The following is a 23,023-nucleotide window of genomic DNA, read 5'->3' as shown; positions in this document are numbered from 1 at the left end:
GACAGATGGATATGTTGCGTATGTCGACTTCCCCGCGTTCGCGTTGCGCAGTGCGCAAGGTATCGTTGCTGGGCCTGTTATTCGGGGTGGTGCTCGGCGGGTGGGCAGTTACGGCACAGGCGTTTTTTAGCCTGGGCATGATTCCTGGGCTATATGTGCCGCAGACGTATTACAAGCACGGAGCTGTTTATACCCGAACCCTCGTGCCTGGACCGTCGGGACGCCCGGTGTATGTGGAGTACGACAGTAGCGGCAAAGAAGCTCGCGAAATTGGCGAAGCGGTGGGGGCGTACGAACGTGCCCAGGTCATGTCTGGCGACACCTATCGCGCATTACTCAAGCGCAAGAGCGACACCCTCGAGCGCTACCCGAACGGTGAAGTGCTGACTGCTGCGGCCTACCGAGGCAAAACCTTCAAGACCGTCACTGGCGAAACAATCATCAAGCCCAGCCTCGATGAAGGCATGCTCACCGTAATCGTGCGTGCGGAAAAGGAGCTGTTTACTATCGACGGCAAGGACCTCGTCCTGCTGCAGTTACCGGTGAAAGACGGCGTTACCCCCGATTCCGCGAGCAAGTCCCTGCTGCTTTCGAAGGAAGGCGACATCCTCGCGCAGACCGCCAACGCCATCGGCTTTCGTGTCGGCTTCTTTGGCAAGGATGGTCAGGTTTCCGACACCATGTCCCGCGACCGAGATGCCCAGATATATGGGCCAATGGCAGGAGTGGGGGTCACGCTGGGTGGTTACATCCCCGGAGGCTACGGGGTTACCGACAGCAACGGCAAGTACAGCATGAATTACTTCCTGCCATCGTGCCCAGGCTTTGTCTTCGAATACACCACGCCGGCTTTTCTGGAGCTGCAATACAAGCGTTTCAATCCGCGTGGCGGCTCGTACATGCCGTATTACATGATCCGCCAGGACTACGACGTCTGTAACGGCCTTGGCGTCTACAGCCTGAGTGCGGCGATGGTCATCGCAACTGCAGCCACGCCGATCAAGCGGCCCATGGACTTTCCGGTTGACCTGATGGTGATCGACGGCGCAGCGACTGTAAAAGGTGCCAAGGTTGGCGACTCAACCGCCTACAGCGCCGAGACATCCGACAGGGCGCGCACCCTGCAAGAGAAGTATGACTTCGACGGGGATGAGAAGCCGGAATTCGTGGTGCCGGGCAAGAAAGTCACCAAGCAGGTCGAAGGCAAGCCCAAAGAGGTTTTCGTCATCACCAGCGTGGAAGAGGCAGAGCTACAAGGCATCTACCTGTCCAGCCGCTATGACAGCGCGCCCACCAACAGCGAAGAAACGGCGCCGGACTTCACGCGGCTGATCGATACCGCTGCGGACTTCAAGGATCGCGGCCTCCTGGAAAGCATGACCACTAAAGATCTCACTGACACCGATATCTACGTGTTTCGCGAGTCCAACGGCCAACTGGTAGCAGAGCGCCGAGGGCTGCACGAGAACGAATTGTACAAGACCTATTCGGGCGTCGATGACGGGCAGGGCGCGTTTCGCTTCACCATTCAGCTACGTGGCTCCGCGGAAAACTTCTATTCCGTTGCAGGCCGCACTGGCGAAGCCAACTTCACCAAATGGCAGAGCGCCGGCGGCTTCAAGGAAGAATTCCAGAAGCGTACCGCCAACCACCTGAAAGCCGGCGAGCAAGTTCGCATCATCGCCATCAACCGGCCGACCGGTTACATCGGCAGCAAAACCTTTCAGCTGCAATCCAGCCTCAGCGGCAACCTGATCAACCTCAACAGCCAACAGATTCAGATGGGGCCACCGAATCTGAAAATCTGGGCCGAGCGGAAAAGCAAGATCGAATCCGGCATGACCAAGGGCGATGAGAAGAAACAGCTCATCGGTAATGAAGGGGCAGGGCTCGGCAGCGATATCAGCATCGCCATCTACAGCGATTGGCGCGACGCCGATGGTAGCCCTCTGCCGGAAGAGCTGGCGGACTACGGCTATACCGGGCGCCTTGCAAAGATCGTTGCAGCCAATCAGCTGGCCCCTGTAGGAGCCAACAGCCTCTCACAGTTCAAGATCAAGCCGGGCCAGCAGGTGCAGGTTATCCAACTGCCAGAGAAGGTACTGGCCAAGCAGCATTTGTACCTGCAGGTAGCGGGGCAGCCGGAAAATCGAAACCCAGATTTCTCATCTGAAGGGGCGGGCAAAGGAATCCTTAAGTACCGTCCTACACACTATGTGCCAGTGCTGGTGCCTTTGCATGATGAAGAGACCAGTGAGATCTCCCGCCAGGCCTACCGCAAGGCAGACAAGGAACACCCCGAACTGAACCTGAAGAAACCGGAACCAAGGTATAGCTGGCAGTACCGGCCGGAGATGCAGTTCAGCCTCTACGACCTCAACGTCAAGGAAATCCGCCGCGAGGATGCCGAGGGCGTTAATACGGATATCTACAGCAACAAAACTCCGACGATCGTTAGTAGTGATCGCTATGTCAGTTTCATCTACGACTTTATCAAGTCGTCCTTCGAAACTCTGGAAACCTGGAGCGATAGGGGTGAGCGTGAGATAGTGCTGGCGTTTGGGCAGGAGGAGGTAAAGGCTACGATTGGTAAAGGCCAAACCATTAAGTTCGAAGACATTGGTCAACTGGGCAAGCTTGACGCCGATGATTTCCTATCGCTGCGGCTGTATACCAACAACGATGTGGGCAATGTGTTGTGGGAGTTCGCTTTTGAAACCTTGGCGCTGGAGTCGACCAATATCGGTTTCAAGGAAGAGACCGCCAGCTCATATCTGCTCAGCGCCGACGATCCCCAACTGAACTTAAAGGCCACCTTGCTGGGGTATTCAAGTCGCGATCCGGACAGGAAAAAACCGGTAACCATCAGGTGGTCACTGCAAGGGGCGGGGACACTTGCCAACGCGTCGCAAACCAGCACAGATTTCGGGGTGTTTGATAACACCCTGAGCATGCCGACCCAGAAGGGCGCCTCAACCAAGATATTCGTCGAGATGCTCGACAATCCCGGTAGCAAAACCAGTTGGAAAACCGTCCAGGTCACTGCGGGCGAACCCAATCGTATTGTCGCTTCGCTGACTGGGCAGGTTGAAGCGCTGGAACAGGGGCAAGCGCGCATTGATGTCAAGGTTTACGACAAGTACAACAACTTGGTGGAGGACGGCACTCCTGTTGCTTTCGAAATGGCCGATAGCACGCGAATCGTCGAGCGCCAGTTGGAAACCGTGGATGGTAAAGCCTTTATTGTGGTGACCGGCGGCGAACTGGATACCTCAAGCACCAAGGCCGTGATTACATCCGGGGTCGCTAGCACCGAAATGGATATGTCGATCAAAGGCGCCACCATTGAGCTGATCGCCAGCAAGTCTCAGCCGGAGAAAGGTGAGAGCGTTACGCTGACTGCCAAGGTCAAGCGTGCCAACGGTCAGCCGGCGGTGGGTGTCCCGGTGGTGTTCGATGCCGGTCACGGGGTAATGCAGACGCCTTATCAACTTACCGACTCGGCCGGGGTAGCCAAATCCACTTTCGTAGCGGGTCTGAACGCCAGTGATGATATTTGGCGCGCCCAAGTTGGCTACATCGCCAGTGCGGAGCTCAATTTCAAGGTGGTTTCCGGCAGTAATCGCTCCATCGAGGCGCAGGACGCCATGCTGGTAGCGGATGTCGCGGAGCCTGGCGTGGTGACCTATGACAATTACGGCGTGTCGGTGCAGGCGGCCTATGAGGTCAGTGGCAGCCTGCAGGTTGCTTCGCAAGATGGCGGCCGCGTGCAGATCGGCGATATGTCCGACCCTAACCTGGAACCGCTGCTGTCATTGCAGATGAGCAGCCTTGATATGGGCACTGATGGCAAAAATATCTTTACCGACGAAGTCGGAGGCGCTAGCGCGGTAGTCAGTAGTGCCGAAATCGTGCGGGACCATCCGCTAGGCGGGGGCCGCAGTTCAGCGTTCACCGCCGGCGGTCGAGCCACCGTGGCCAATTCGGCACTGCTGGAGCTGGGCGATGGTTTAGGCGTGCGTTTGGACATCAAACCCAGTGCTTCCGGCGATGTCCTTGACGTGAATGGTACACACCATTTGGCCTATCAAGGCGACCGGATGGTGTACACAGCTCGAACCACCGAGGGCGAGTTCTCGGTGGCGCTCGATGGTGTCGCGGTTGATGCCTGGCACCGTGTGGCGGTGCGTATGTGGCAGGGGCAGATCGAGCTATATGTAGACGGCCGTACGGCCCGAACGGCTTATACCGGCGCTCCTGACAGCGTAGGCTCCGGTCTTGTCGTCGGCGGCCTGGCTGCCCATATTCGTAGCGTAAAGATGTTCGACTGGAACAGTGCACCGCTGATCAGCTTCGCCAATGGCAGTAGCACCGCCAGCTTGCAGGCAGGTGCTAACAAGCTGGAGGTCAGCAGCCTGGGTAATCTGGGCAAACGAGTGGTGGGTAGTCAGCTCAAGCAACTGCGTGTTGCTGTAGTCAGTGGCCAGGAGCGCAACTTCATCAGCCTGCTAACCCGCAACGGTTTTGCTGAACTGGCGGGGCAGATGATGGATGCTTCGCCACCAGCTGATATGCCAATCAGTCAGTATCAACTGAGTAACCCCGTTTCCCGTCTAATTCCGAGTGCCTATGCCTGGACATGGGACACGGTGTGGGAGACGGCCAAGGAAGGCGTCGGGCTGCTTATTCCGTATGAGGACTTCATCACTATTGGTGAGCAACTGATCTATTGGAGCAATGACGATCCCCGTTTTGACGCTGGAACCCTGGCCTTTGCCGCAATCGGTGCAGCTACTGTCATTCCCGTAGCAAAACCGATCAAACCATTCCTTGCTCCAGCGAAAAAAATGGTTGCAGCGCTGAAGAAATTTCCCGGTATCAAGCATTTCGCCGGCGCTATCGGCAGTTCGGTAAAGGGCGGGCTGTCCGGCAATACCAAGCGCCTAGAACAGCTATTGCCATTTATTCTGTTAGGGGTCGAGCTGTATCAGGACGAAGAGTCATTCAGTTTCATGATGAACGCCATCCAGAGTGAGGACGACCTCTGGGTGTGGGTGGATTACCTCTCTCAGCTGGCGCAGGATGCCGGTGGTTTTGGCGAAGAGACCGCCTCGATCATGGTGCCGAAGAATGCTTCCTGGCTGGTCAATAACAGCGGTCTGGTGCCTTATGCCTATGCGCTGACGCCTCGGCAGAAAGTGGCGGCTGACCTGACTAAGGCGCTGCGGCGCCTGAGCAAGTCGATCAAAAATCCAAAAGAGTTCACCCCCGCTCTCAAGGAAGTGCTGAAGGAAATGAAGAATGAAGGCGCCGCGGTCAAAAAACTGATGACCGATGGCACCTTCCTCAATGGTGCGATGGCATTGGGCGCGGCGAAGATTCGCCACTTCTTTACCAGCAGTAAGAACTGGCGGGTTCGCCGGGAGGTGGTGTTGTTTGCCGTGCTCTATCTGTCCGAGGAGCAAGCGGCAGGCAGACTAAATATCGATAAATCCAAGTTCGCGAGCTTGCTGGCCGATCTTATTTCTGGGTTCGCGTATAAGCAGCACGGTGCGATATTCCAGCTGGTGCAGATGATGGGCTACCAGATTAAGGCTAACTATGGTCCAGCTCCAAAAATGCAGATCGTGGGTATTGATGAGGTGCGTCAGGCATACCGATTGGCAGATCTTCCGGGGGTGGGGCCGGCAAGGGATTCGGACCAATCCTATAAGCGTCGGATTGATATTGTGCTGGCCCCCGATGGGGATAAAACCAAGGAGCAGTGGGTGGAGCTTAAGTCTCTGGCAGGGCCGTTCAGCGCGAGCTGGTTCGATAGTGACGTCAACAAGTCCGGTAATGCTGACGATACCAATGATGAGGCGCGTGGCTATTACCGGCAGTTTTTCCATGACCTGCGCTTGAACCAGAAATTGGTTAATACTAATAATCTCGGCCTCATCGTCGGCCAGGATGGTCAGGTTCTGAAACACCAGGGTAATAGTGCGTTTTTCTGGTATTTCCAGGACTTTAAGCAGACGCCTACGTCTTCTAAATCCCCGACCAAAGCCGATGAGGCTATTGCGCAGAAGGCGTTCTGTGCCTTGCCCAGAGGCTTGGGAGATGCAACAGGCTTTTACAAACAGAACTTCGCGCAGTCGGCCAAGGTTACGGCGAGGGAATGTCAGGCAATAGTGAAACTCTCGGTATCTTTGCGTGATACCAAAAGTTATTTTGAAGAGTACCTGGTTACCTACGCAGACCAGTTGGACATCAAAGACTTCATCAATATTGTTAAAAACATCGGGGAGTAACGATGAGCGGGAATTCGTTCGCTGGATTTGACTTGAGCTACTGGAAAACCAAGGACAAAACCTGGGTGGCAGAGCGCGAGCAGGCCTGGCAACAGGTTGAAATATTGCTGCAGGGCCTGTCTCAACCGAAAAAGTGCAAAGCGATCAGCAAGCGCTATTTCATGAAAGGCATGCTGCCGGATTGGCAAAAGCACCTGGACGATGAGGACAGTCCGCTCAATCTGCTGTTGTTTCTCTATTTGCACCCAAGCCGTGATGAGCAGGTTTTGCGTGCGCAGCGTGAGTTGTATCTGAATGCGCCCTGTATCCGAGCCCGCGACGTACTTCAAGGTATGGGTGATTTGTTGACGATTGGCTCCTTGATCAGTTCGACGGGTGGCTTTGTGGTCGCTCGAGAGGAAGTCATCGCCAAAGAGCTACCGCACCTTGTTGATAAGTTGGAGTCGTTGCCACCGGTGGGCAATAAGCCTCCTTTCATCATATATAAAAAGTTGGTGCTACAAACCGAAGGCAATAACGAAAAGTTTTTTTCGCTACTTTGGCCTGAGGCTTCTCAGCGCACGCTTAAGCTGCCTGGCGAGCGCAAGGAAATGATGTTGCCCGTGCTTGACCATGATCTACTGTGGACACTGAGTCGTTGGCTCACCTTACCGCTTCCTCTAAATGCTGGTTCTATGGATATGCTGTTTCAGTACCCGCAGCCGCGCGAAAGCTGGTACGCTCAAGCCGCTACTGCGTCGATTCCATCCGAGCGGTTTACCAGTCTATTTCTGGTGGCGCTCTACCGGATATACCATTTCGATCAGGCCGCTGAAGGTGAAACACCACGTACTCATTTTGTACAGGAAATGATCTATATGTTTGACTCCCGAGATTTCACTCCGGCCTTTAAAGAGGCATGGGCTCATATCAAAGCGGGAGGCCTGGATATCCAGAATCCGTGGTCAAATGATTATGTACTGAACGGCTCGTCATTTCTGAGCAAGGTTCGTTTATCTGAGTGAATAGAGGGCTGCCTGATGGGCGATGACGTGCGTAACGGTAATTCGATGATCACCATCGACTGTTCCCAAATTTCAGCCCTACTAGTTGCCCTCGATTATTCAGGCGATGATGATCTTGGGCCTGCAGAGAATCTGATCGAATGCATGCTGTTGAACAATTGGGGGTGCGTTGGGCAATCAGCCGATTTTTTGGCTTTTACGCACGATCCCGACGAGCCAATGAATTGGGATAGTTTCGTGCAACTGGTGCCTTTCGTTCAAGAAGGTAGTTATTTCGAGCAACGTCCTGGTGATTATGTGCTGGACCTTCAAGGCAATAGCAGGCCCGGGGTAATGCGCGCCAGTGTCGAGGGTGGGGTTTTACATTGCCGTCTTTACGCCTTGGTCAAAGGTGCCGACGGTTTCAGCATCCGGCAGTTGATCGAAGAAATAGATCCTCAGCTAATTTAGTTAACCGTCTTCAGGCGCCAATGCCAGCTTTCATCGCTAGCTGACCAACTCACTAGCTTCAAACAGACCCGCCCATTGACTTTGTTGAGGTCGATACCTCCCAGCTTGCGACTGTCCGTGCTGAGAGCTGGATTGTCCCCCAGCACGTATAGCTGCCCGTCTTTCACCGCATTTTCGCTACCCGGCCAATCGGCGCTGCGTTTGACCACGGCGAAGTCTTCTCCATACTGAAACACCACTATGTCGCCGGTCAGAGGCGGCTTGGTGTGGTAGGCCCAAGTGTCTACCAGAATGAAATCGCCAGGCTCCAGGGTGGGAGTCATGGAGGGTGAGGGCACAAAGTACACCTGGATGCCCAGTAAAGTTACTTTGTAGAAAAAAGTTAAGGTTAGGCCAGCGGCACTGAGTAGGACAAAAGTGAACAATGTCAGCAGACGCTTTTTCAGCGATCCCAGGGTTGTTAGATATCCAAGGCTGCAAGCGGCACCGATAGTGACCAGCACTGCAACCAAGCCTGCGAGCAGGTGCCAGCCGATGGGGCACAGTAGCAGGCGGCTCAGCACGAGCCCAGTCAGTCCAAGGTAAAACGCCAGTTGAAACATCAGCGCCAGCGCAGGACGGCCGCAGTAGGCAAAACCTGCACCGGGAAGAAATACGTTGAGCACAAAGGTGAGTGATCGCTGCAGCATGGTTGTGACAGAACATCTGAGTCTTGGGGGCTGGAGCAATCTACTGGATTTCTATCCCGCTGCGTGTGCGATCCATCTTAGCACTGGTACTCCCGCCAAACTGCGTTCCTCTCTGCGCACCCCCGCACGAATTCTCCCCCCCCAACCTGCTATTTAATTGCTATCCAATAGCCAGCACCCGTCTGGCGCTGCCTGCTGGGCTCTTGGCCCTCGATCCCGTCGCTGTTTACACATGGATTGTGCGATGTCGGTTTCCCCTTCTTTCGATGCGCCTGATGCCTCCGTTGAGCCGGTTGCGTGCTGTTCGCCTTTGCCAAGCGCCGCGGGGTCTTGTTGCACCTAGGGGCAGATGGGGCGCGTGTGGTTTATCGCCCGGGGACGTCATTGCCTGCGGTGTAGAGGCGCTACGTTTTGCAGGGTTGCCGCTGGATGTAGCAGAAGTGGATATCGCTACCTTCGCTCAGGCGTTGAGCGAGGCCTAGCAACAGGACTCTTCCGCTGCCATGCAGATGGTGGAGGGCCTGGGTGATGACATGGGTCTTGCCAGCCTCGCGGAGCGTTTGCCGGAAACCGAAGACCTGCTGGAGCAGGAGGACGATGCGCCGATCATTTGCCTGATCAAGGCGCTCCTCTCCGAAGCGGGAGGGAAAACGCCTCGGACATCCATGTGGCGACTTTCGATAAAACGTTTGGTGGCGCGCTTCTGCATCGACGGCATGCTGCGCGAGATGGTCCAGCCGCGGTGCGAGTTGGCCCGCTTGCTGGCGTCGTGGATCAAGGTCGTTGCCAAGCTAGAATCTGCCGAGAAGCGTTGTCAGGCTGTCGTTACAGCTATGTGGCAGGGGTTGTCGGCGACATCAGAAAACGTGAGCTATTTCAAATTTATTCGGAAGAGTAGACCGTTTCTTTTCTTATTGTTTCGGGTGAGTAGGGATTCTCTTCCAGCTTTGCTATTGAGTGCCTTGCCGTCTCTCATGGGAGTGAGAGACCTCTACGCAAGGAGAATGGATGCATGCGTTATCTACCACTGGCACTGGCCATTGGCTTCACCCCAATAGCCTCTGAAGCTTGCACATTAAGTTTCACCTCGCCTGGTGATGGGGCGACTGTCCGCAGCCCGGGCATTACTGTCTATGGTCAGGGCGGCGCAAGCGCAACCGAGGGCGACTTTGGCACTGTAACGGCGACCCTTAATGGCTCCAGCTTTTTCAATTATTCAGGTTCATTTACCGCGGCTGTTTCGTTCTTAGAGGGCCGAGGTGTTGGGGTTACTCTGCGGCCGGGACTGAACTTTCTTTTTGTTAGAGGAAGCGTGGGCGGCTGCTCGGCAAGCGATACCGTGACTATCTCCTATGAACCAGAGCTCATTCAGTCAAAAAATAATGGTGCACCTCCCCCAGAATCCTGCCAGGGTAATCCGATCAATGTGGCTGTTGGCAATAAGTACCAGGCTGAAGTTGATTATGTCAGTGCCGTATCTCCTAATCTGAGTTTTGCCCGCTTCTATAACAGTTTCAACGGCTACTGGCGGCATACTTATTCTCATCGATTGGTTCTGACGGCTAATTCCATACGCCTGATACAAGCCGATGGTCGGGAGAGGTTGTTCTCGTTGTCGGGTACCACCACAACGCCGGAGGCAGATGAACGTGGGAAGCTTGAGTTGATCGGCGACCGTTGGATCTACTCGAATGAGCTACAGGAAATTTATCAGTTCGACTCGCAAGGCAGGTTGGTAGAGATGCGCTCTCCTAATGCGCGTTCAGTTTCGCTCGTTTATTCAGCCAATAATGTGACGGTGACGAGTGATGTTGGGGAGCAGTTAACATTTACACAAGATATAAAATACCAGCCGCTTACTCTAAGTGCTCAAGGTCTGGAGGTTGAGTATTCTTACGACGGTGATTGGCGGCTTCTAGGTGTTCAAAAGAATCAGGCTGGCTCAATTACTAAACGGAGTTTTTTGTACGAAAATGAAATGTACTCTAGATTTTTAACCGGCATCATTGACGAGGACGGTGAGCGGTATGCAACCTGGACTTATGACGCTTCAGGGCGGGCAATTTCCAGTGGTCATGCGGATGGAGCTGATCACACAAGTGTTGCGTATAACGCTGATGGTTCCACCAGCGTTACTAATTCCTTAGGTAAAGTCACAAACTATCAGTATCAGATAGTCAATGGGATTAAAAAAGTAGTGGCGATCGAGGGAGAACCTTCGCCGAATTGCCCGAGTAGCAATTCCACCTTTACCTACGATGATCGCGGTCTACTAAAAACCAAGACCGATAACAAGGGTGTCGTCACCACCTACGACTACAACGAGCGCGGCCTAGAGGTCACTCGAACCGAGGCGAGTGGCACGGCGCAAGCGCGCACAGTGACAACCGAGTGGCATCCATCACTGTATTTGCCGCTGGCAGTTACCGACTCAGACCGCATTACGCGTTACCAATATGACGACCAGGGAAGACAGCTCAGTCGAACCTTCGAAAACCGTTAATTCAGAAGGACCTGATCAATGAAAACCTTGCATCGCGCAAGCCTGCTGGCTGTTGCGTTGGCTTCCTGCTTGGCTACAGCTGGGCATGCTGCTGAGCGCAGTTGGAGTTACACCTACAACGACCTTGGTCTGATCGAAACGGCCAATGGGCCGCGGACCGATGTCAATGACATCACCACCTACAGCTACGACAGCCAGGGTCGGCTAACCCAAGTCAGCAACGCGCTTGGCCACACCACCCAGCTGTCGAACTTCGACAATTACGGCAATCCTCAAACACTGGTGGATGCCAATGGTGTGACCACCATCCTGACCTACGCCCCTCAGGGCTGGCTGACATCGACCAGTGTTTCCGGCGCCAGTACCCGTTTCGAGCACGATGCGATTGGCCAGATCACCAAGGTAACCCGAGGGGACGGCAGTTGGTTGGCCTACACCTGGAGTGCCGCCCGCCGGTTGACCCAGATAAGCAACAACCTCGGTGAGGTTGTCGACTACAGCTATGACGCCATGGGTAACCGCACCTCGCAGCGTATTAAGGATGCCTCTGGCACCTTGGCGCAACAACAGACCTGGGCCTATGACGAACTGGGGCGTTTGCTGCGTGCGGTCGGTGCGGAAGGGCAGACACACCGCTATGGCTACGACCTCAACGATAATCCGACGCTGAGCCGTACACCCAAACAGCACGACACCAACAGCGCCTACGATGCCTTGAATCGCCTGGTATCCAGCACGGATCCGCTCGAGGGTGTCACCGGCATGACCTACGATGCGCAGGACAACCTGACTCAGGTTGTTGATCCGCGTGGCGTAACCACCCGTTATGAATATGACGGCCTCGGCAACCTGACCAAACTGATCAGCCCGGACAGTGGAACCACCACCTACACCCATGATGCGGCTGGTAACGTCATCAGCAAGACCGATGCCCGGGGTGTAAAGACCACCTACACCTACGATGCGCTCAATCGACTGACCGGCCGCCAGTATCCGGCCAGTCCTGCACTGAATGTCCAGTACCACTACGACATCACCGCCGAAGGCAATTACGGTATCGGCAGGCTGACAGCCATCCAGGATGCCAGCGGCATTACCGGTTATGTCTACGACGCCCGCGGCAACCTGATCGAACAGGTTCGCTCCGTCGACGTGGCCGGCAATGACGTTTACGACAACCTGACCTATGCCTACGACACGGCCAATCAGTTGGTCCGTATCGATTACCCCGGCGGTATCAGCGTCGCGTATTCGCGCAATAGCGCAGGCCAAGTTACAGGTGTCACCACGGCGCAGAACCCGCAGCCGCCCAGCCCATTCGCCAGCGATATCAGCTACCTGCCGTTCGGCCCGCTCAAGAGCCTGAGCTGGGCCAATGGCCTGACACTCCTGCGCAGCCATGATCAGGACTACCGTCTCACTCAACAAAGCGTCGGCCCCTGGCAAGCCAGCTATGGCTACGATGCCAACAGCAATATCGAAAGCCTGCAGGGCGGCATCTTTGGTGACCTGCTCTATGGTTACGACGAGCTCGATCGCCTGACCCAGGAAGAGCAGGCCACGCGTCGCCAGGCATACGCCTACGATGCCGTCGGAAACCGAGTCAGCAAGACCGTAACCCCGCTGACCAATGGCCAGGCTCAGAACAGTACGTCCACCACCTTGAGCTACGCCACTAACAGCAACCGCCTGACCCTGATCGACGGCCAGGCTGTCAGCAGCGATGCAGCGGGAAATCTGACCAAGGATCGCGCAACCCGCGAGCTGGAATACGATCCTCAAGGCCGCCTGGCCAAGGTCAAGGTCAATGGCAGCCAAGTAGCGGAGTACCGCTATAACGCCCTCGGGCAACGGACCCACAAGCTCACCAGCGACGGCGTGACCACCTTCCTCTATGGCCCGGATGGTCAGTTGCTGGGCGAGACCCGCTACGGCTCGACTGGCGTCAAGCTCAGTAGCCAGTACTATCTGTGGCTCGACAGCCTACCGATCGGCGGCCTGGCGCTGACGTATAACGCCAGTGGGGCAGTGGCGAGCAGCACGCGCTTCTACCTGCACGCGGACCATCTCAACACCCCGCGTCTGGCCACCAACCAGGCGGGTGAAGAAATCTGGCGTTGGGCCTCGGATGCTTTTGGTGAGGGCGATGCGGTTAGCGCGCCGAACAGCGGCCTGCAGGCCATCAACCTGCGCTTCGCGGGGCAGTATTACGACGGTGAAAGCGGGCTGCACTACAACTACTTCCGCGATTACGACCCCGAGACGGGGCGCTACGTCGAAAGTGATCCAATTGGATTGGGTGGTGGCATAAACACTTACGCCTATGTTGCATCAAATCCATTGGGGTTGACTGATCCCAAAGGGCTAAGCCCTACAGCTGCAGCAGGCGCGGGGGCTGGCTTGGCTGTGGGCGGACCTCCAGGCGCACTGGTCGGGGGACTGATTGGTCTTGGGGTCGGGGCCTGGGGGGCAAATGCTGCTTGGAACGCTTATCAAAACGAGGCCGGTGAGGATGGCAGTCCGTCAGCTAGTGCGAGCCCAGGGAGTGCTGCTGAAAAGGCTAGGGAACGTAAGGAATACAGCCGAATTTGCAAGACTCCGATACCGCCAACAGGGGACCAATGTGAAGACGCTAAGGCTAATTTACAAAGGCTTCAACAGTGTTTGGCCTTACGTGAGAACTTCAGTAGGAAATGGTTTAACGATAACGATGTCGGCCACGTGATAGAGATCAATAACACTAGACAGGCAATTGAAAATCTAAAGGATTTCCTTAGGAGGGTTTGCGGTGAGCAATGTAGCTAATCAAGAGGAAGTTTCTAGATTGCTGGAAGAGTATTCGAGCCTTCCCGAGTTTAGTGGACTGGAGTGTGCAAGTGCCGACAGCCTTAGTTTGTTCGGGGATAGACCGGTCCACATTGCTGCAAGCCGGGGTGACATTAACGAAATTCGCCTGATACTGGGTGCTGGAGCTGACATCAATTGCAGAGGGGAGCATGGATATACAGCCCTACATAATGCTGTCGAGCAGGGGCATAGAGCGGCTGTCGAATACCTTTTAACTAACGGGGCGGATCCTGATTCAGTAAACGATGATGGCGTATCGGCTGCTCAACTTGCCAAGCTGCTCGACGAAAGGGAAATCCTTCATTTGCTTGAGCAAAGAGCTAGCTAAGGGCTATGCGAGCCGCTACGAGCTGTCTTTAGGTCGTAGTGGCTCGTTAGCGACGATTGGCAATGTGCATTGATCGACCTATTCTCCCCCCAACCTGTGATTTAATTGCCATCCTATAGCCAGTACCCCACTGGCGCTGCCTGCCGGGCTTTTGGGCCTGCGATCCCGTCGCTGTTTACACATGGATTGTGCGATGTCGGTTTCTCCTTCCTTCGATGCGCCTGATGCTTCCGTTGAACCGGTCGCGCTGCGTCGCCTGCCGTTCGCCTTTGCCAAGCGTCACGGGGTGTTGTTGCATCTCGGGGCAGATGGGGCGCGCATGGTTTATCGCCCGGGGGCGTCGCTGCCTGCAGTGGGGGAGGCGTTACGTTTTGCAGGATTGCCGTTGGATGTAGCGGAAGTGGATATCGCTACCTTCGACCAGGCGTTGAGTGAGGCCTATCAGCAGGACTCGTCCGCTGCCATGCAGATGGTGGAGGGCCTGGGCGATGATATGGATCTGGCCAGCCTAGCGGAGCGTTTGCCGGAAACCGAAGACCTGATGGAGCAGGAAGACGACGCGCCGATCATCCGTCTGATCAACGCCATCCTCTCCGAAGCGGTGAAGGAAAACGCCTCGGACATCCATGTAGAGACCTTCGAGAAACGCTTGGTGGTGCGCTTCCGGATCGACGGCATTCTGCGCGAGATGGTGCAGCCGCGTCGCGAGTTGGCCGGCTTGCTGGTATCGCGGATCAAAGTGATGGCCAAGCTGGATATCGCCGAGAAGCGCGTGCCGCAGGATGGCCGTATTTCACTGCGGGTTGGCGGGCGTGAGGTGGATGTGCGGGTGTCGACCCTGCCGTCGGCCAATGGCGAACGGGTGGTGTTGCGCCTGCTGGATAAACAGGCAGGGCGTTTGACCCTTACTCATCTGGGCATGAGCCCGCGCGATCAGCATTTGATGGAAGAGGTGGTGCGCAAGCCCCACGGCATCATTCTAGTGACTGGCCCCACTGGTTCCGGTAAGACCACCACCCTGTATGCCAGCCTGGTGAGCCTCAACAACGGCACACGTAACATCCTCACCGTGGAAGACCCTATCGAATACCACCTGGAAGGCATCGGCCAAACCCAGGTGAATTCAAAGGTGGACATGACCTTCGCCCGTGGCCTGCGGGCGATCCTGCGTCAGGATCCGGACGTGGTGATGGTGGGGGAGATCCGCGACCGGGAAACTGCCGAGATCGCGGTACAGGCTTCGCTTACTGGCCACTTGGTGCTTTCTACCCTGCATACCAACTCGGCCATCGGCGCCATTACCCGCTTGGTGGATATGGGCATCGAGCCGTTCCTACTGTCATCCTCGCTGCTCGGCGTGCTGGCTCAACGCTTGGTGCGCACGCTGTGCCCGGTGTGCAAGGTGCCGTACCAAGCCGACGCCGCAGAGTGCGCATTGCTCGGTATCGACCCGGCTACCACGCCCACCCTCTACCACGCCAAGGGCTGTAGCCACTGCAATCAGATCGGCTACCGCGGTCGTACCGGCATCTATGAGCTGGTGGTCTTCGATGACCATATGCGCACCCTGGTCCATAACGCCGCTTCCGAGCAGGAAATGACCCGTCATGCCCGCATCAGCGGCCCCAGCATCCGCGATGATGGCCGGCGCAACGTGTTGGCCGGGGTGACCACGGTGGAAGAAGTACTGCGTGTGAGCCGCGACGAGTAATGGCCGCCTTCGAGTACATCGCCCTCGACAGCCGGGGCCAGCAGCGCAAGGGTGTGATGGAAGGAGACAGCGCCCGCCAGGTGCGTCAGCTGCTGCGCGATAAACAACTGGCGCCGCTGGATGTGAAGCCTACCCGCAGCCACAAGGAGCGCAACAGCGGCGCCGGCTGGAGCTTTCAGCGCAGCCTGTCGGCGTCCGATCTGGCCTTGCTGACACGGCAGTTGGCGACCCTGGTACAAGCGGCCATGCCCATCGAGGAAGCACTGTTGGCTGTCGCCGAGCAGAGTGAAACGCCTCGGGTTAAGGCGATGATGCTGGCTGTACGCTCCCGGGTGCTGGAGGGCAACAGCCTGGCCAACAGCCTCAAGGAATACCCATCCGCATTTCCCGAGCTGTATCGAGCAACGGTGGCTGCGGGCGAACATGCCGGGCATCTGTCACTGGTTCTGGAGCAGTTGGCCGATTACACCGAGCAGCGTCAGCAGTCGCGGCAACGGGTACAGCTGGCGCTGTTGTATCCGCTGATCTTGATGGCCACCTCGCTGATCATCGTGGGCTTTCTGCTCGGTTATGTGGTGCCGGACGTGGTCAAGGTGTTCCTTGACTCCGGCCAGCGGCTGCCGGCATTGACCCGTGGCTTGATCGCTGCCAGCGACCTGGTGAAGAACTGGGGCTGGCTGTTTCTGGTCGGCGCCGTGGCCGGCACTGCGATGGCCCGCGCTGCGTTGCGGCGGGACGCTACGCGCCTGCGCTGGCACATCGTGTTGCTGCGCCTGCCGGTGGTTGGTCGCCTGGCTCGTGCCACCGATACCGCGCGGTTCGCCTCGACCCTGGCGATTCTCACCCGTAGCGGTGTGCCGCTGGTGGATGCACTGGGTATTTCCTCCCAAGTGATCAGCAACCGTTCCATTCGCGCCAAGGTGCAGGTGGCGGCGCAGAAGGTACGCGAGGGCGGCAGCTTGACCCGTAGCCTGGAGCAGACCAACGAATTCCCGCCGATGATGCGTCACATGATCGCCAGCGGCGAGAAGTCCGGCGAGCTCGACCAGATGCTCTCGCGCACCGCGCGTAACCAGGAAAATGACCTGGCCGCGCGCATCGCCATGTTGGTCGGGCTGTTCGAGCCGTTGATGCTGGTATTCATGGGCGCGGTGGTGCTGGTGATCGTGCTGGCCATCCTCCTGCCGATTCTTTCTCTTAACCAACTCGTGGGGTGACACGTGAACAAAGGATTCAAGCAAGCGGGCTTTACGCTGATCGAGATCATGGTGGTGGTGGTCATCCTCGGCATCCTTGCCGCGCTGATCGTCCCGCAGGTGATGAGCCGCCCGGATCAGGCCAAGATCACCGTCGCCAGCGGTGATGTCAAAGCGATTTCAGCCGCGTTGAACATGTACAAGCTCGACAACTTCGCCTACCCCAGCACCCAGCAGGGGCTCGAAGCATTGGTGAAAAAGCCCAGCGGCAATCCGGCACCGAAGAACTGGAACAAGGACGGCTACCTCGCACGCCTGCCGGTCGATCCGTGGGGTAACCCCTACCAGTACCTGGCCCCAGGCACCAAAGGTCCGTTCGACCTGTATTCGCTGGGCGCTGACGGTAAAGAGGGTGGCACCGACAGCGACGCCGATATCGGTAACTGGGAAAACTGAGCATAAATGCGCCAGGTCCGCGGCTTTACCCTGATCGAGTTGCTGGTGGTGCTGGTCATCATCGGCACCATGGTCAGCATGGCGGTGCTGTCCATCGGCAGCAGCAGTGGTAGCCGCGAGTTGCGTAACGAAGCCGAACGTCTGGCCGCCCTGATCGGTGTGCTGGCCGACGAGGCCGTGCTCGATGGTCAGGAATACGGCCTGCGGGTCACGCCCGAAAGTTATCAGGTGCTGATCTATGACAGCCTTTCCGGTACCTGGAGTGAGGCCGACAACCAGAAGGAACACCGTGCTCCGGCCAGCCTGCGCCTGACTCTGGAGCTGGACGGCGAGGCACTCAAGTTGCCCGAGCCTGACGTGCAGGACGATCAGTCCGGCTTGGCCAGCAACCGCGAGGAAAAGAAAGAACCCCTTGTGCCGCAACTGCTGATTCTCTCCAGCGGCGAGCTATCGCCGTTCCGCCTGCGCCTCGAGGAGCGTCGCGCTGGCGGCAATGCCTATGCCTTGGCGAGTGACGGCTACCAGTTGCCCAGTGCCGATATGGATGATCGGCCATGAGCCGTCAGCGCGGTTTTACCCTGCTCGAGGTGTTGGTTGCCCTGGCGATTTTCGCTACCGTCGCCGCCTCGGTGCTGACCGCCAGCAGCCGTAGCCTGATCGTGGCCCAGCAACTGGAGGCCAAGACCCTGGCTGGCTGGATCGCCGAGAACCGCGTGACCGAGCTGCAGTTGAAGTTCCCCACGCCCGGCGAGGGCCGTGAAGACAAGAGCCTGGAGTACGGCGGCCGCGAATGGGAAACCCACAGTGAAGTGGAGAACACCAGTGACAAGGGCATGCGCCGTGTCACTGTATGGGTGGCACCCAAAGCCGAGCGCGGCAGCAGCGGTCCGGTGAAAGAGCGCTCGGTGCACAGCCTGGTCGGTTTTCTCGTGGTGCGTAGCTGATGCGCCGTCAGCGCGGCTTCACCCTGCTGGAGATGATGATCGCCGTGGCGATCTTTTCCCTGCTGGCCATGGGTACTTACCGCATGCTTTCCACCGTGCTGAAGACCGATGAGGCGACCCGTCAGCACGAGCGCGACCTGCGTGAACTGAGCCGTGCCTTCGCCTCGCTGGACCGCGACATCAACCAGACTCTCAACCGCAACGTGCGCGATGCCTATGGTGACGAGCGCGCCACGCTGCTGGGCGAGTTGGGTGCCAGCGATGGCAATGCCGCGCTGGAGTTCAGCCGCAACGGCTGGCGCAACCCGCTGGGTGGTGCGCGAGCCCAGGTACAGCGAGTGCGCTGGCGCCTGGCTGGGGAAACCCTGGAACGCCTGTATTGGAACGTGCTCGACCAGGCGGTCGATAGCCAGCCACGGGTGCAGAAGGTGCTCACCGGTGTGCAGTCGATGAACCTGCGGTTTCTCGATGATCAGGGCCAGTGGCAGGAGCAGTGGCCGCCGAGTCAGAGCAATCTCAACGCACAAGATGCGAAAAAGCGCATGCCCCTGGCCCTGGAAGTGAAGATCGAGCACCGCCATTACGGTGAGCTAAGCCGCCTGTATCGCCTGCCGGAGCCGGCCATGGCGGAAGAAGAGAGTAATGTGCAGCCGCCCATTGGCGAACAGCCGGGCGAGAAGGAGCAGGGCGGTACCGTGCCGGCCGAGAAGCCGAGCGATGGCGATAGTGCCATCGGCGGCAACGGAGCCACGCAGTGAAACGGCAGCGAGGTGTAGCCCTGATCACCGTATTGCTGGTGGTGACCATCGTCACCCTGGTGTGCGCCGGCTTGATTGCCCGTCAGCAATTGTCGATCCGCAATGCCGGCAATCAGTTGGCGATCAGCCAGGCCTGGCAGTACGCTCTGGGCGGCGAGGCGCTTGGGCAGGCGGTGCTGCTGCGCGACCTGAAGGCGCCGGGCGTCGATCCTCGCGCCACTATCGATCACCCTCTGGAAAGTTGGGCCAAACCACTCCCGGTTTTCCCCATCGACGGTGGTGAAATAGGTGTCTCCATCGAGGATCTTGCCGGGCGCTTCAACCTCAACAGCCTGGTGCAGGACGAGCGCCGCAATGAGCTGGCGGTAAAACGCTTCCAGCGTCTGCTGCTGCGCTTGAAGATCGACGAGCCCTATGCCGAGCGGCTGTTGGACTGGCTCGACAAAGATCAGGAACCCACGGGTGAATATGGTGCGGAAGACAATCAGTACCTGCTCATGCAGCCACCCTATCGCACCGCCGGCCATGAGATGCAGGACATCTCCGAACTACGCCTGCTGCTGGGCATGACCGAGCAGAATTACCGCCGCTTGCTGCCCTACGTCGCGGTGCTGCCAGGCAAGGTGCCGCTCAACGTCAACACCGCCAGTGCCGTGGTGCTATCCAGCCTCGGCGACAGCCTGGACCCTGCTTCGGCCCAGAGCCTTCTCGCCGGGCGTGGTCGTGAGGGCTACAAAGATTTACGCAGTTTCCTCGATCAGCCGGCCCTTGCCGGCACCGGGGTGACGGCTGCCGGCCTGGGATTGGGCAGCGCCTATTACCAGGTGCGCAGCGAAGTACGTCTGGGCGACCGCCGCCTGGTATTGCTCAGTACCTTGCAACGCGACCCCAAGGGCGTGGTGCGGGTGCTGCGCCGAGACATGGGTCAGCCGGGCTACTTGAGCCCGGCGGCCGAGCCTTCTGGAGAGTGACCATGGACTGCCTTTTCTTGCCCACAGCCGTTGGCCACGAAGTGGGCGAGCAGAGCCTGATGTATTGGCAGCGCGAAGATGGCGACGGCCAATGGCTGTCCGTAGTGGAGTGCGCGCAGAGTCTGGAAGGGCGACCTGTAGCGCTGGTACTGCCGATGGAAGTGGCCAGCTCGTTTCTGATCGGCTTGCCTACGCAAAAGGCGCGCTGGATGCGCCAGGCACTGCCATACGCGGTGGAAGAGTTGTTGGCCGAAGAGGTCGAGCTGTTTCACCTGGCCCTTGGCGAAATGACGGGCGATGGCCGCTACCGGGTATTTGCGATACGCCGTGCCTTGCTCGGTAGTTGGGTGGACGAGCTGCAGGCACTGCAACTGAATATTGCCGCCATCTATCTGGACGCGGATCTGTTACCCCGCGACGGTGAACAGGCTCTGCAACTCGGTGAGCGCATATTGCTCGGTGGTGAGTTGGAGCCGCGACTGGCCGTCGCAGCAGAGCGCTGGCCACAGTTTCGCAATTTCTGCGGCACTCTGTTGCAGCCCCGCGTTAGCGATGCGCCCTATCAGTTGCTTGCTCAGGGGCGCGTACACGCAGTCGATCTCGCGCAGGGGGAATTCGCACCGCGTAGCGATAGCAAAGGTTGGGGAATCTGGCGGCCGTTCGTTGGTGTGCTGGGGTTGTGGGCGGTCTGCTACGTTGGCTTCTGCGTGGTTCAGGCCTGGCAGCTGGAACGCCAGGGCGATGCTTACAATGCCGCCAGTGTGGCGCTGTACAAGGAGCTATTTCCTGAGGATCAACGCATCGTCAACCTCCGGGCTCAGTTCGCCGAGCACCTGAATCAGGGCCAGCGCAGCGAAGGTGGGTTCATCAACATGCTGGAGCAGGCTTCCGGTGCCATTGCCGAGGCCAAGTCGCCATTGTCGGTGGTGCAGGTGGATTACAGCCAGGTGCGTGGTGATCTGGCCTTGCAGGTGCGCGCCAAGGATTTCGCCGCGCTGGAGCAATTGCGCCAGCGCCTGGTGGAAGGAGGGCTGAAGGTCCAGTTGGGTTCGGCCAGCCGTGAAGAGCAGGGCATCACTGCGCGTGTAGTGCTGGGAGGTGGTGCATGAAGGGATTAGCTCTCTGGAAAGAGCAAGCTTTGGCACAACTGCGGCAATCGCCCCTTGCTCAGCGGTGGCTGCATTTGCCCAGGCGCGAAAGACTGGCACTGACGGTTCTGGCTGGGTTTCTGGCTGTGGTGCTGCTCTACGTGATGGTGTGGCAACCGGTCATCAAACGTCTGGACCGCGCCCGCGAGTATTACCAGAGTCAGCAGGTGCTATACACCTACATCCAAGAAAACGCCTCCCGTGTTCAAGAGCGTGGCAGTGCCAAAGTGACGCTCGAACCGGAGCAGTTGCAGGGACTGGTGACCGCCACTGCGCAACAGCGGGGATTGCCCCTGGAGCGCCTGGACAATGACGGCAGCGGGCTATTGATATCCATGGCCAAGGTGCCGTTCGAGCCGCTTTTGCTATGGCTTAGCGAATTGCAAAGCAAGGGAGTACGTCTGAGCGACGTTAATCTGGATCGTGCAGATACTGGCAGGGTGGATGCCAGGGTCACTTTGCAGGCAGCACAGTAAGCTCTAGGGCAGCAAGTCTTTCAGCAAGTCGGGATGCGCACATACCGAGGTGTTAACAGCGTGTCTCCAGTTAGAGCGAGAGGCGGTATTAGCTGAAGTATCGATTGCAACTGATATCAAACGGCCAGGACGGCCCTGCTTTGAAAGGATTCATCATGAGATCTGGCAAGATCGTTTTTACCTGTTTACTAGCTGCATTGGTTACTGTTTATGCAACAGCATGGTTTCTTGATCCGAGACCTACTGAATATCCTTCGGTGACCTTCGCCGCCGAATGAGCTAGTTGTGAGGCTAATGTCGGCTGGGCCCTTAACACCTGGGGCCCGCCGGCGGTTCGCGAGCGCAGTTTCTTCACACAGATCAGGCGGGCCAATTAGCGACGATCCGCAGTTGGTGCGTATCTTTCGTTAGTTCCGTAGGCGGCACCTTTGGTCCCCATGGATGGTTGACCAGCCAAGCCTAGTGACCACAGGTATCCTTCAACTTGATTCTAGGGTCTTCGGCGGTACAAAAGTGGTACAGATGTTCGGGCTTTGTCTCTAGCCTTATTCTTGCGGGCCTTCTAATAAAAAGCGGTCCAATCCATCATCGGCGTTACGGAGAAGCGGCGGGATAGGGCAAAAGGCGTGATGCTAGGGGCGCGGCAGTTTTCAGGGGTATTTCGGGCTTTCTGATTGCGCTCGTCATAGCGGCTCCAGTCGGCTCATGGTATCTGTGATGCCGGGCTCAGGGCAGAGGTGTCGGAGCGTGGCCGCCAGGTGTGGCAGTACGGGTTGGAGTACGCAGTTGGAGTCCTGCGTGTAGGCCTCGCAGTTTATCAGCAAGCCAGCCTGGCGAGCGGCGTGGAACGACCGCCGTGACGCCGGGTCGTAGCTAGCGACGTTACCGTTGCGCGTGGGAGCGGGACATGGCGTAGGATCGGGCGGCATGCTTGGCAGGAGGCGACGATGATCATTCAGAGCTACTGGAATGACGGTATAACCGTGTGGATCTACGCGCTCGTGTTGGGAGCGCTCGCGCTGCGCGTGCTCTACCAGTTCTTCACCGCCAAGCGGCGCAAGCGAGTCAGAAAAAGCCAGGCTTCCGACTCCGGCGGCTCGACCAGCACCATCGTCGATAACAACCGCTACTCCGACGATTACGGTGTCGGCGGCGGGGACGGTGGTGGTGATGGAGGAGGCGGGGGCGGCGACTGAGCGCTTCCGGTTTGTCGCCAACACTGCGGTGTTACGGATGACTCATCGCGCAG

At 57.6% G+C, this 23,023-nt stretch carries 19 protein-coding genes; 18 read left to right on the top strand and 1 reads right to left on the bottom strand.

Annotation, left to right across the window (positions count from 1 at the left end; all coding sequences use genetic code 11):
- Window positions 1–5 precede the first annotated feature (5 nt).
- The 3 genes from BVH01_RS11425 to BVH01_RS11415 are packed head-to-tail and all read left to right on the top strand — an operon-like array spanning window position 6 to window position 7,747.
- Window positions 6–6,293, top strand: a complete 6,288-nt coding sequence (locus BVH01_RS11425) for an Ig-like domain-containing protein (protein WP_139317820.1) — start codon at window positions 6–8, stop codon at window positions 6,291–6,293.
- A gap of 32 nt (window positions 6,294–6,325) precedes the next feature.
- A complete protein-coding gene (locus tag BVH01_RS11420) occupies window positions 6,326–7,297 on the top strand; it encodes a hypothetical protein (protein WP_139317819.1) in 972 nt (323 codons plus the stop codon).
- A gap of 15 nt (window positions 7,298–7,312) precedes the next feature.
- Entirely contained in the window at window positions 7,313–7,747 is a 435-nt protein-coding gene (locus tag BVH01_RS11415) for a hypothetical protein (protein ID WP_070884415.1), read from the top strand.
- On the opposite strand, the gene lepB is transcribed toward BVH01_RS11415, so the two are convergent.
- On the bottom strand, window positions 7,744–8,436 hold the full coding sequence (gene lepB, locus BVH01_RS11410) for a signal peptidase I (protein ID WP_083329715.1): 693 nt from the start codon (window positions 8,434–8,436) through the stop codon (window positions 7,744–7,746). The genes BVH01_RS11415 and lepB overlap by 4 nt on opposite strands.
- A gap of 297 nt (window positions 8,437–8,733) precedes the next feature.
- Between lepB and BVH01_RS25180 the strand changes: the two genes are divergently transcribed.
- From BVH01_RS25180 to BVH01_RS11340, 15 genes are all read left to right on the top strand, one after another.
- The gene (locus BVH01_RS25180) at window positions 8,734–8,835 is read left to right on the top strand and encodes a hypothetical protein (RefSeq protein ID WP_371915592.1); all 102 of its coding nucleotides are present in this window, start codon (window positions 8,734–8,736) and stop codon (window positions 8,833–8,835) included.
- Window positions 8,836–8,939: 104 nt separating this feature from the next.
- Window positions 8,940–9,494 carry a hypothetical protein gene (locus BVH01_RS25085; protein WP_075930419.1) on the top strand — a complete coding sequence of 185 codons (555 nt, stop codon included), beginning with the start codon at window positions 8,940–8,942 and terminating at the stop codon, window positions 9,492–9,494.
- The gene (locus BVH01_RS11400; protein WP_083659460.1) at window positions 9,449–10,939 is read left to right on the top strand and encodes a DUF6531 domain-containing protein; all 1,491 of its coding nucleotides are present in this window, start codon (window positions 9,449–9,451) and stop codon (window positions 10,937–10,939) included. The genes BVH01_RS25085 and BVH01_RS11400 overlap by 46 nt, the downstream gene beginning before the upstream one ends.
- An 18-nt stretch (window positions 10,940–10,957) precedes the next feature.
- Window positions 10,958–13,744, top strand: coding sequence for an RHS repeat-associated core domain-containing protein (locus BVH01_RS11395; protein ID WP_075930417.1), 2,787 nt, complete (start codon window positions 10,958–10,960; stop codon window positions 13,742–13,744).
- Complete coding sequence (locus tag BVH01_RS11390; protein ID WP_075930416.1) at window positions 13,728–14,114, top strand: ankyrin repeat domain-containing protein; 387 nt, start codon at window positions 13,728–13,730, stop codon at window positions 14,112–14,114. The genes BVH01_RS11395 and BVH01_RS11390 overlap by 17 nt, the downstream gene beginning before the upstream one ends.
- A gap of 193 nt (window positions 14,115–14,307) precedes the next feature.
- Window positions 14,308–15,825 carry a type II secretion system ATPase GspE gene (gspE, locus tag BVH01_RS11385; protein ID WP_075930415.1) on the top strand — a complete coding sequence of 506 codons (1,518 nt, stop codon included), beginning with the start codon at window positions 14,308–14,310 and terminating at the stop codon, window positions 15,823–15,825.
- Window positions 15,825–17,042: a type II secretion system inner membrane protein GspF gene (gene gspF, locus BVH01_RS11380; protein ID WP_075930414.1), complete on the top strand. Its 1,218-nt coding sequence runs from the start codon at window positions 15,825–15,827 to the stop codon at window positions 17,040–17,042. The genes gspE and gspF overlap by 1 nt, the downstream gene beginning before the upstream one ends.
- A 48-nt stretch (window positions 17,043–17,090) precedes the next feature.
- Entirely contained in the window at window positions 17,091–17,477 is a 387-nt protein-coding gene (gene gspG, locus BVH01_RS11375; protein ID WP_070884678.1) for a type II secretion system major pseudopilin GspG, read from the top strand.
- Between the two features lie 6 nt (window positions 17,478–17,483).
- Window positions 17,484–18,035 carry a type II secretion system minor pseudopilin GspH gene (gene gspH, locus BVH01_RS11370; protein ID WP_075930413.1) on the top strand — a complete coding sequence of 184 codons (552 nt, stop codon included), beginning with the start codon at window positions 17,484–17,486 and terminating at the stop codon, window positions 18,033–18,035.
- Window positions 18,032–18,421, top strand: a complete 390-nt coding sequence (gene gspI / locus BVH01_RS11365; protein WP_075930412.1) for a type II secretion system minor pseudopilin GspI — start codon at window positions 18,032–18,034, stop codon at window positions 18,419–18,421. Before gspH ends, gspI begins: the two co-directional genes overlap by 4 nt.
- Entirely contained in the window at window positions 18,421–19,179 is a 759-nt protein-coding gene (gspJ, locus tag BVH01_RS11360) for a type II secretion system minor pseudopilin GspJ (protein ID WP_075930411.1), read from the top strand. The genes gspI and gspJ overlap by 1 nt, the downstream gene beginning before the upstream one ends.
- Window positions 19,176–20,150, top strand: a complete 975-nt coding sequence (gspK, locus tag BVH01_RS11355; protein ID WP_075930410.1) for a type II secretion system minor pseudopilin GspK — start codon at window positions 19,176–19,178, stop codon at window positions 20,148–20,150. Before gspJ ends, gspK begins: the two co-directional genes overlap by 4 nt.
- 2 nt (window positions 20,151–20,152) lie before the next feature.
- The gene (gspL, locus tag BVH01_RS11350) at window positions 20,153–21,259 is read left to right on the top strand and encodes a type II secretion system protein GspL (RefSeq protein ID WP_075930409.1); all 1,107 of its coding nucleotides are present in this window, start codon (window positions 20,153–20,155) and stop codon (window positions 21,257–21,259) included.
- Window positions 21,256–21,774, top strand: coding sequence for a type II secretion system protein M (locus BVH01_RS11345; RefSeq protein ID WP_075930408.1), 519 nt, complete (start codon window positions 21,256–21,258; stop codon window positions 21,772–21,774). Before gspL ends, BVH01_RS11345 begins: the two co-directional genes overlap by 4 nt.
- A gap of 947 nt (window positions 21,775–22,721) precedes the next feature.
- Window positions 22,722–22,970, top strand: coding sequence for a hypothetical protein (locus BVH01_RS11340; RefSeq protein ID WP_075930407.1), 249 nt, complete (start codon window positions 22,722–22,724; stop codon window positions 22,968–22,970).
- Window positions 22,971–23,023 lie beyond the last annotated feature (53 nt).

The organism is Pseudomonas sp. PA1(2017) (genome assembly GCF_001945375.1).
GTDB lineage: Bacteria > Pseudomonadota > Gammaproteobacteria > Pseudomonadales > Pseudomonadaceae > Aquipseudomonas.
The sequence above is the reverse complement of the archived record's forward strand: the minus strand, read 5'-3'. Positions and strand labels throughout refer to the sequence as shown.

Coding starts and splice junctions, on each gene's coding strand:
- BVH01_RS25085 (WP_075930419.1), top strand. CDS start 8,940: ATGCAGATGGTGGAGGGCCTGGGTGATGACATGGGTCTTGCCAGCCTC.
- BVH01_RS11415 (WP_070884415.1), top strand. CDS start 7,313: ATGGGCGATGACGTGCGTAACGGTAATTCGATGATCACCATCGACTGT.
- BVH01_RS11345 (WP_075930408.1), top strand. CDS start 21,256: ATGAAGGGATTAGCTCTCTGGAAAGAGCAAGCTTTGGCACAACTGCGG.
- BVH01_RS11425 (WP_139317820.1), top strand. CDS start 6: ATGGATATGTTGCGTATGTCGACTTCCCCGCGTTCGCGTTGCGCAGTG.
- gspE (WP_075930415.1), top strand. CDS start 14,308: ATGTCGGTTTCTCCTTCCTTCGATGCGCCTGATGCTTCCGTTGAACCG.
- gspG (WP_070884678.1), top strand. CDS start 17,091: ATGGTGGTGGTGGTCATCCTCGGCATCCTTGCCGCGCTGATCGTCCCG.
- gspI (WP_075930412.1), top strand. CDS start 18,032: ATGAGCCGTCAGCGCGGTTTTACCCTGCTCGAGGTGTTGGTTGCCCTG.
- lepB (WP_083329715.1), bottom strand. CDS start 8,436: ATGCTGCAGCGATCACTCACCTTTGTGCTCAACGTATTTCTTCCCGGT.
- BVH01_RS11400 (WP_083659460.1), top strand. CDS start 9,449: ATGCGTTATCTACCACTGGCACTGGCCATTGGCTTCACCCCAATAGCC.
- gspH (WP_075930413.1), top strand. CDS start 17,484: ATGCGCCAGGTCCGCGGCTTTACCCTGATCGAGTTGCTGGTGGTGCTG.
- BVH01_RS11340 (WP_075930407.1), top strand. CDS start 22,722: ATGATCATTCAGAGCTACTGGAATGACGGTATAACCGTGTGGATCTAC.
- gspJ (WP_075930411.1), top strand. CDS start 18,421: ATGCGCCGTCAGCGCGGCTTCACCCTGCTGGAGATGATGATCGCCGTG.
- BVH01_RS11395 (WP_075930417.1), top strand. CDS start 10,958: ATGAAAACCTTGCATCGCGCAAGCCTGCTGGCTGTTGCGTTGGCTTCC.
- gspL (WP_075930409.1), top strand. CDS start 20,153: ATGGACTGCCTTTTCTTGCCCACAGCCGTTGGCCACGAAGTGGGCGAG.
- gspF (WP_075930414.1), top strand. CDS start 15,825: ATGGCCGCCTTCGAGTACATCGCCCTCGACAGCCGGGGCCAGCAGCGC.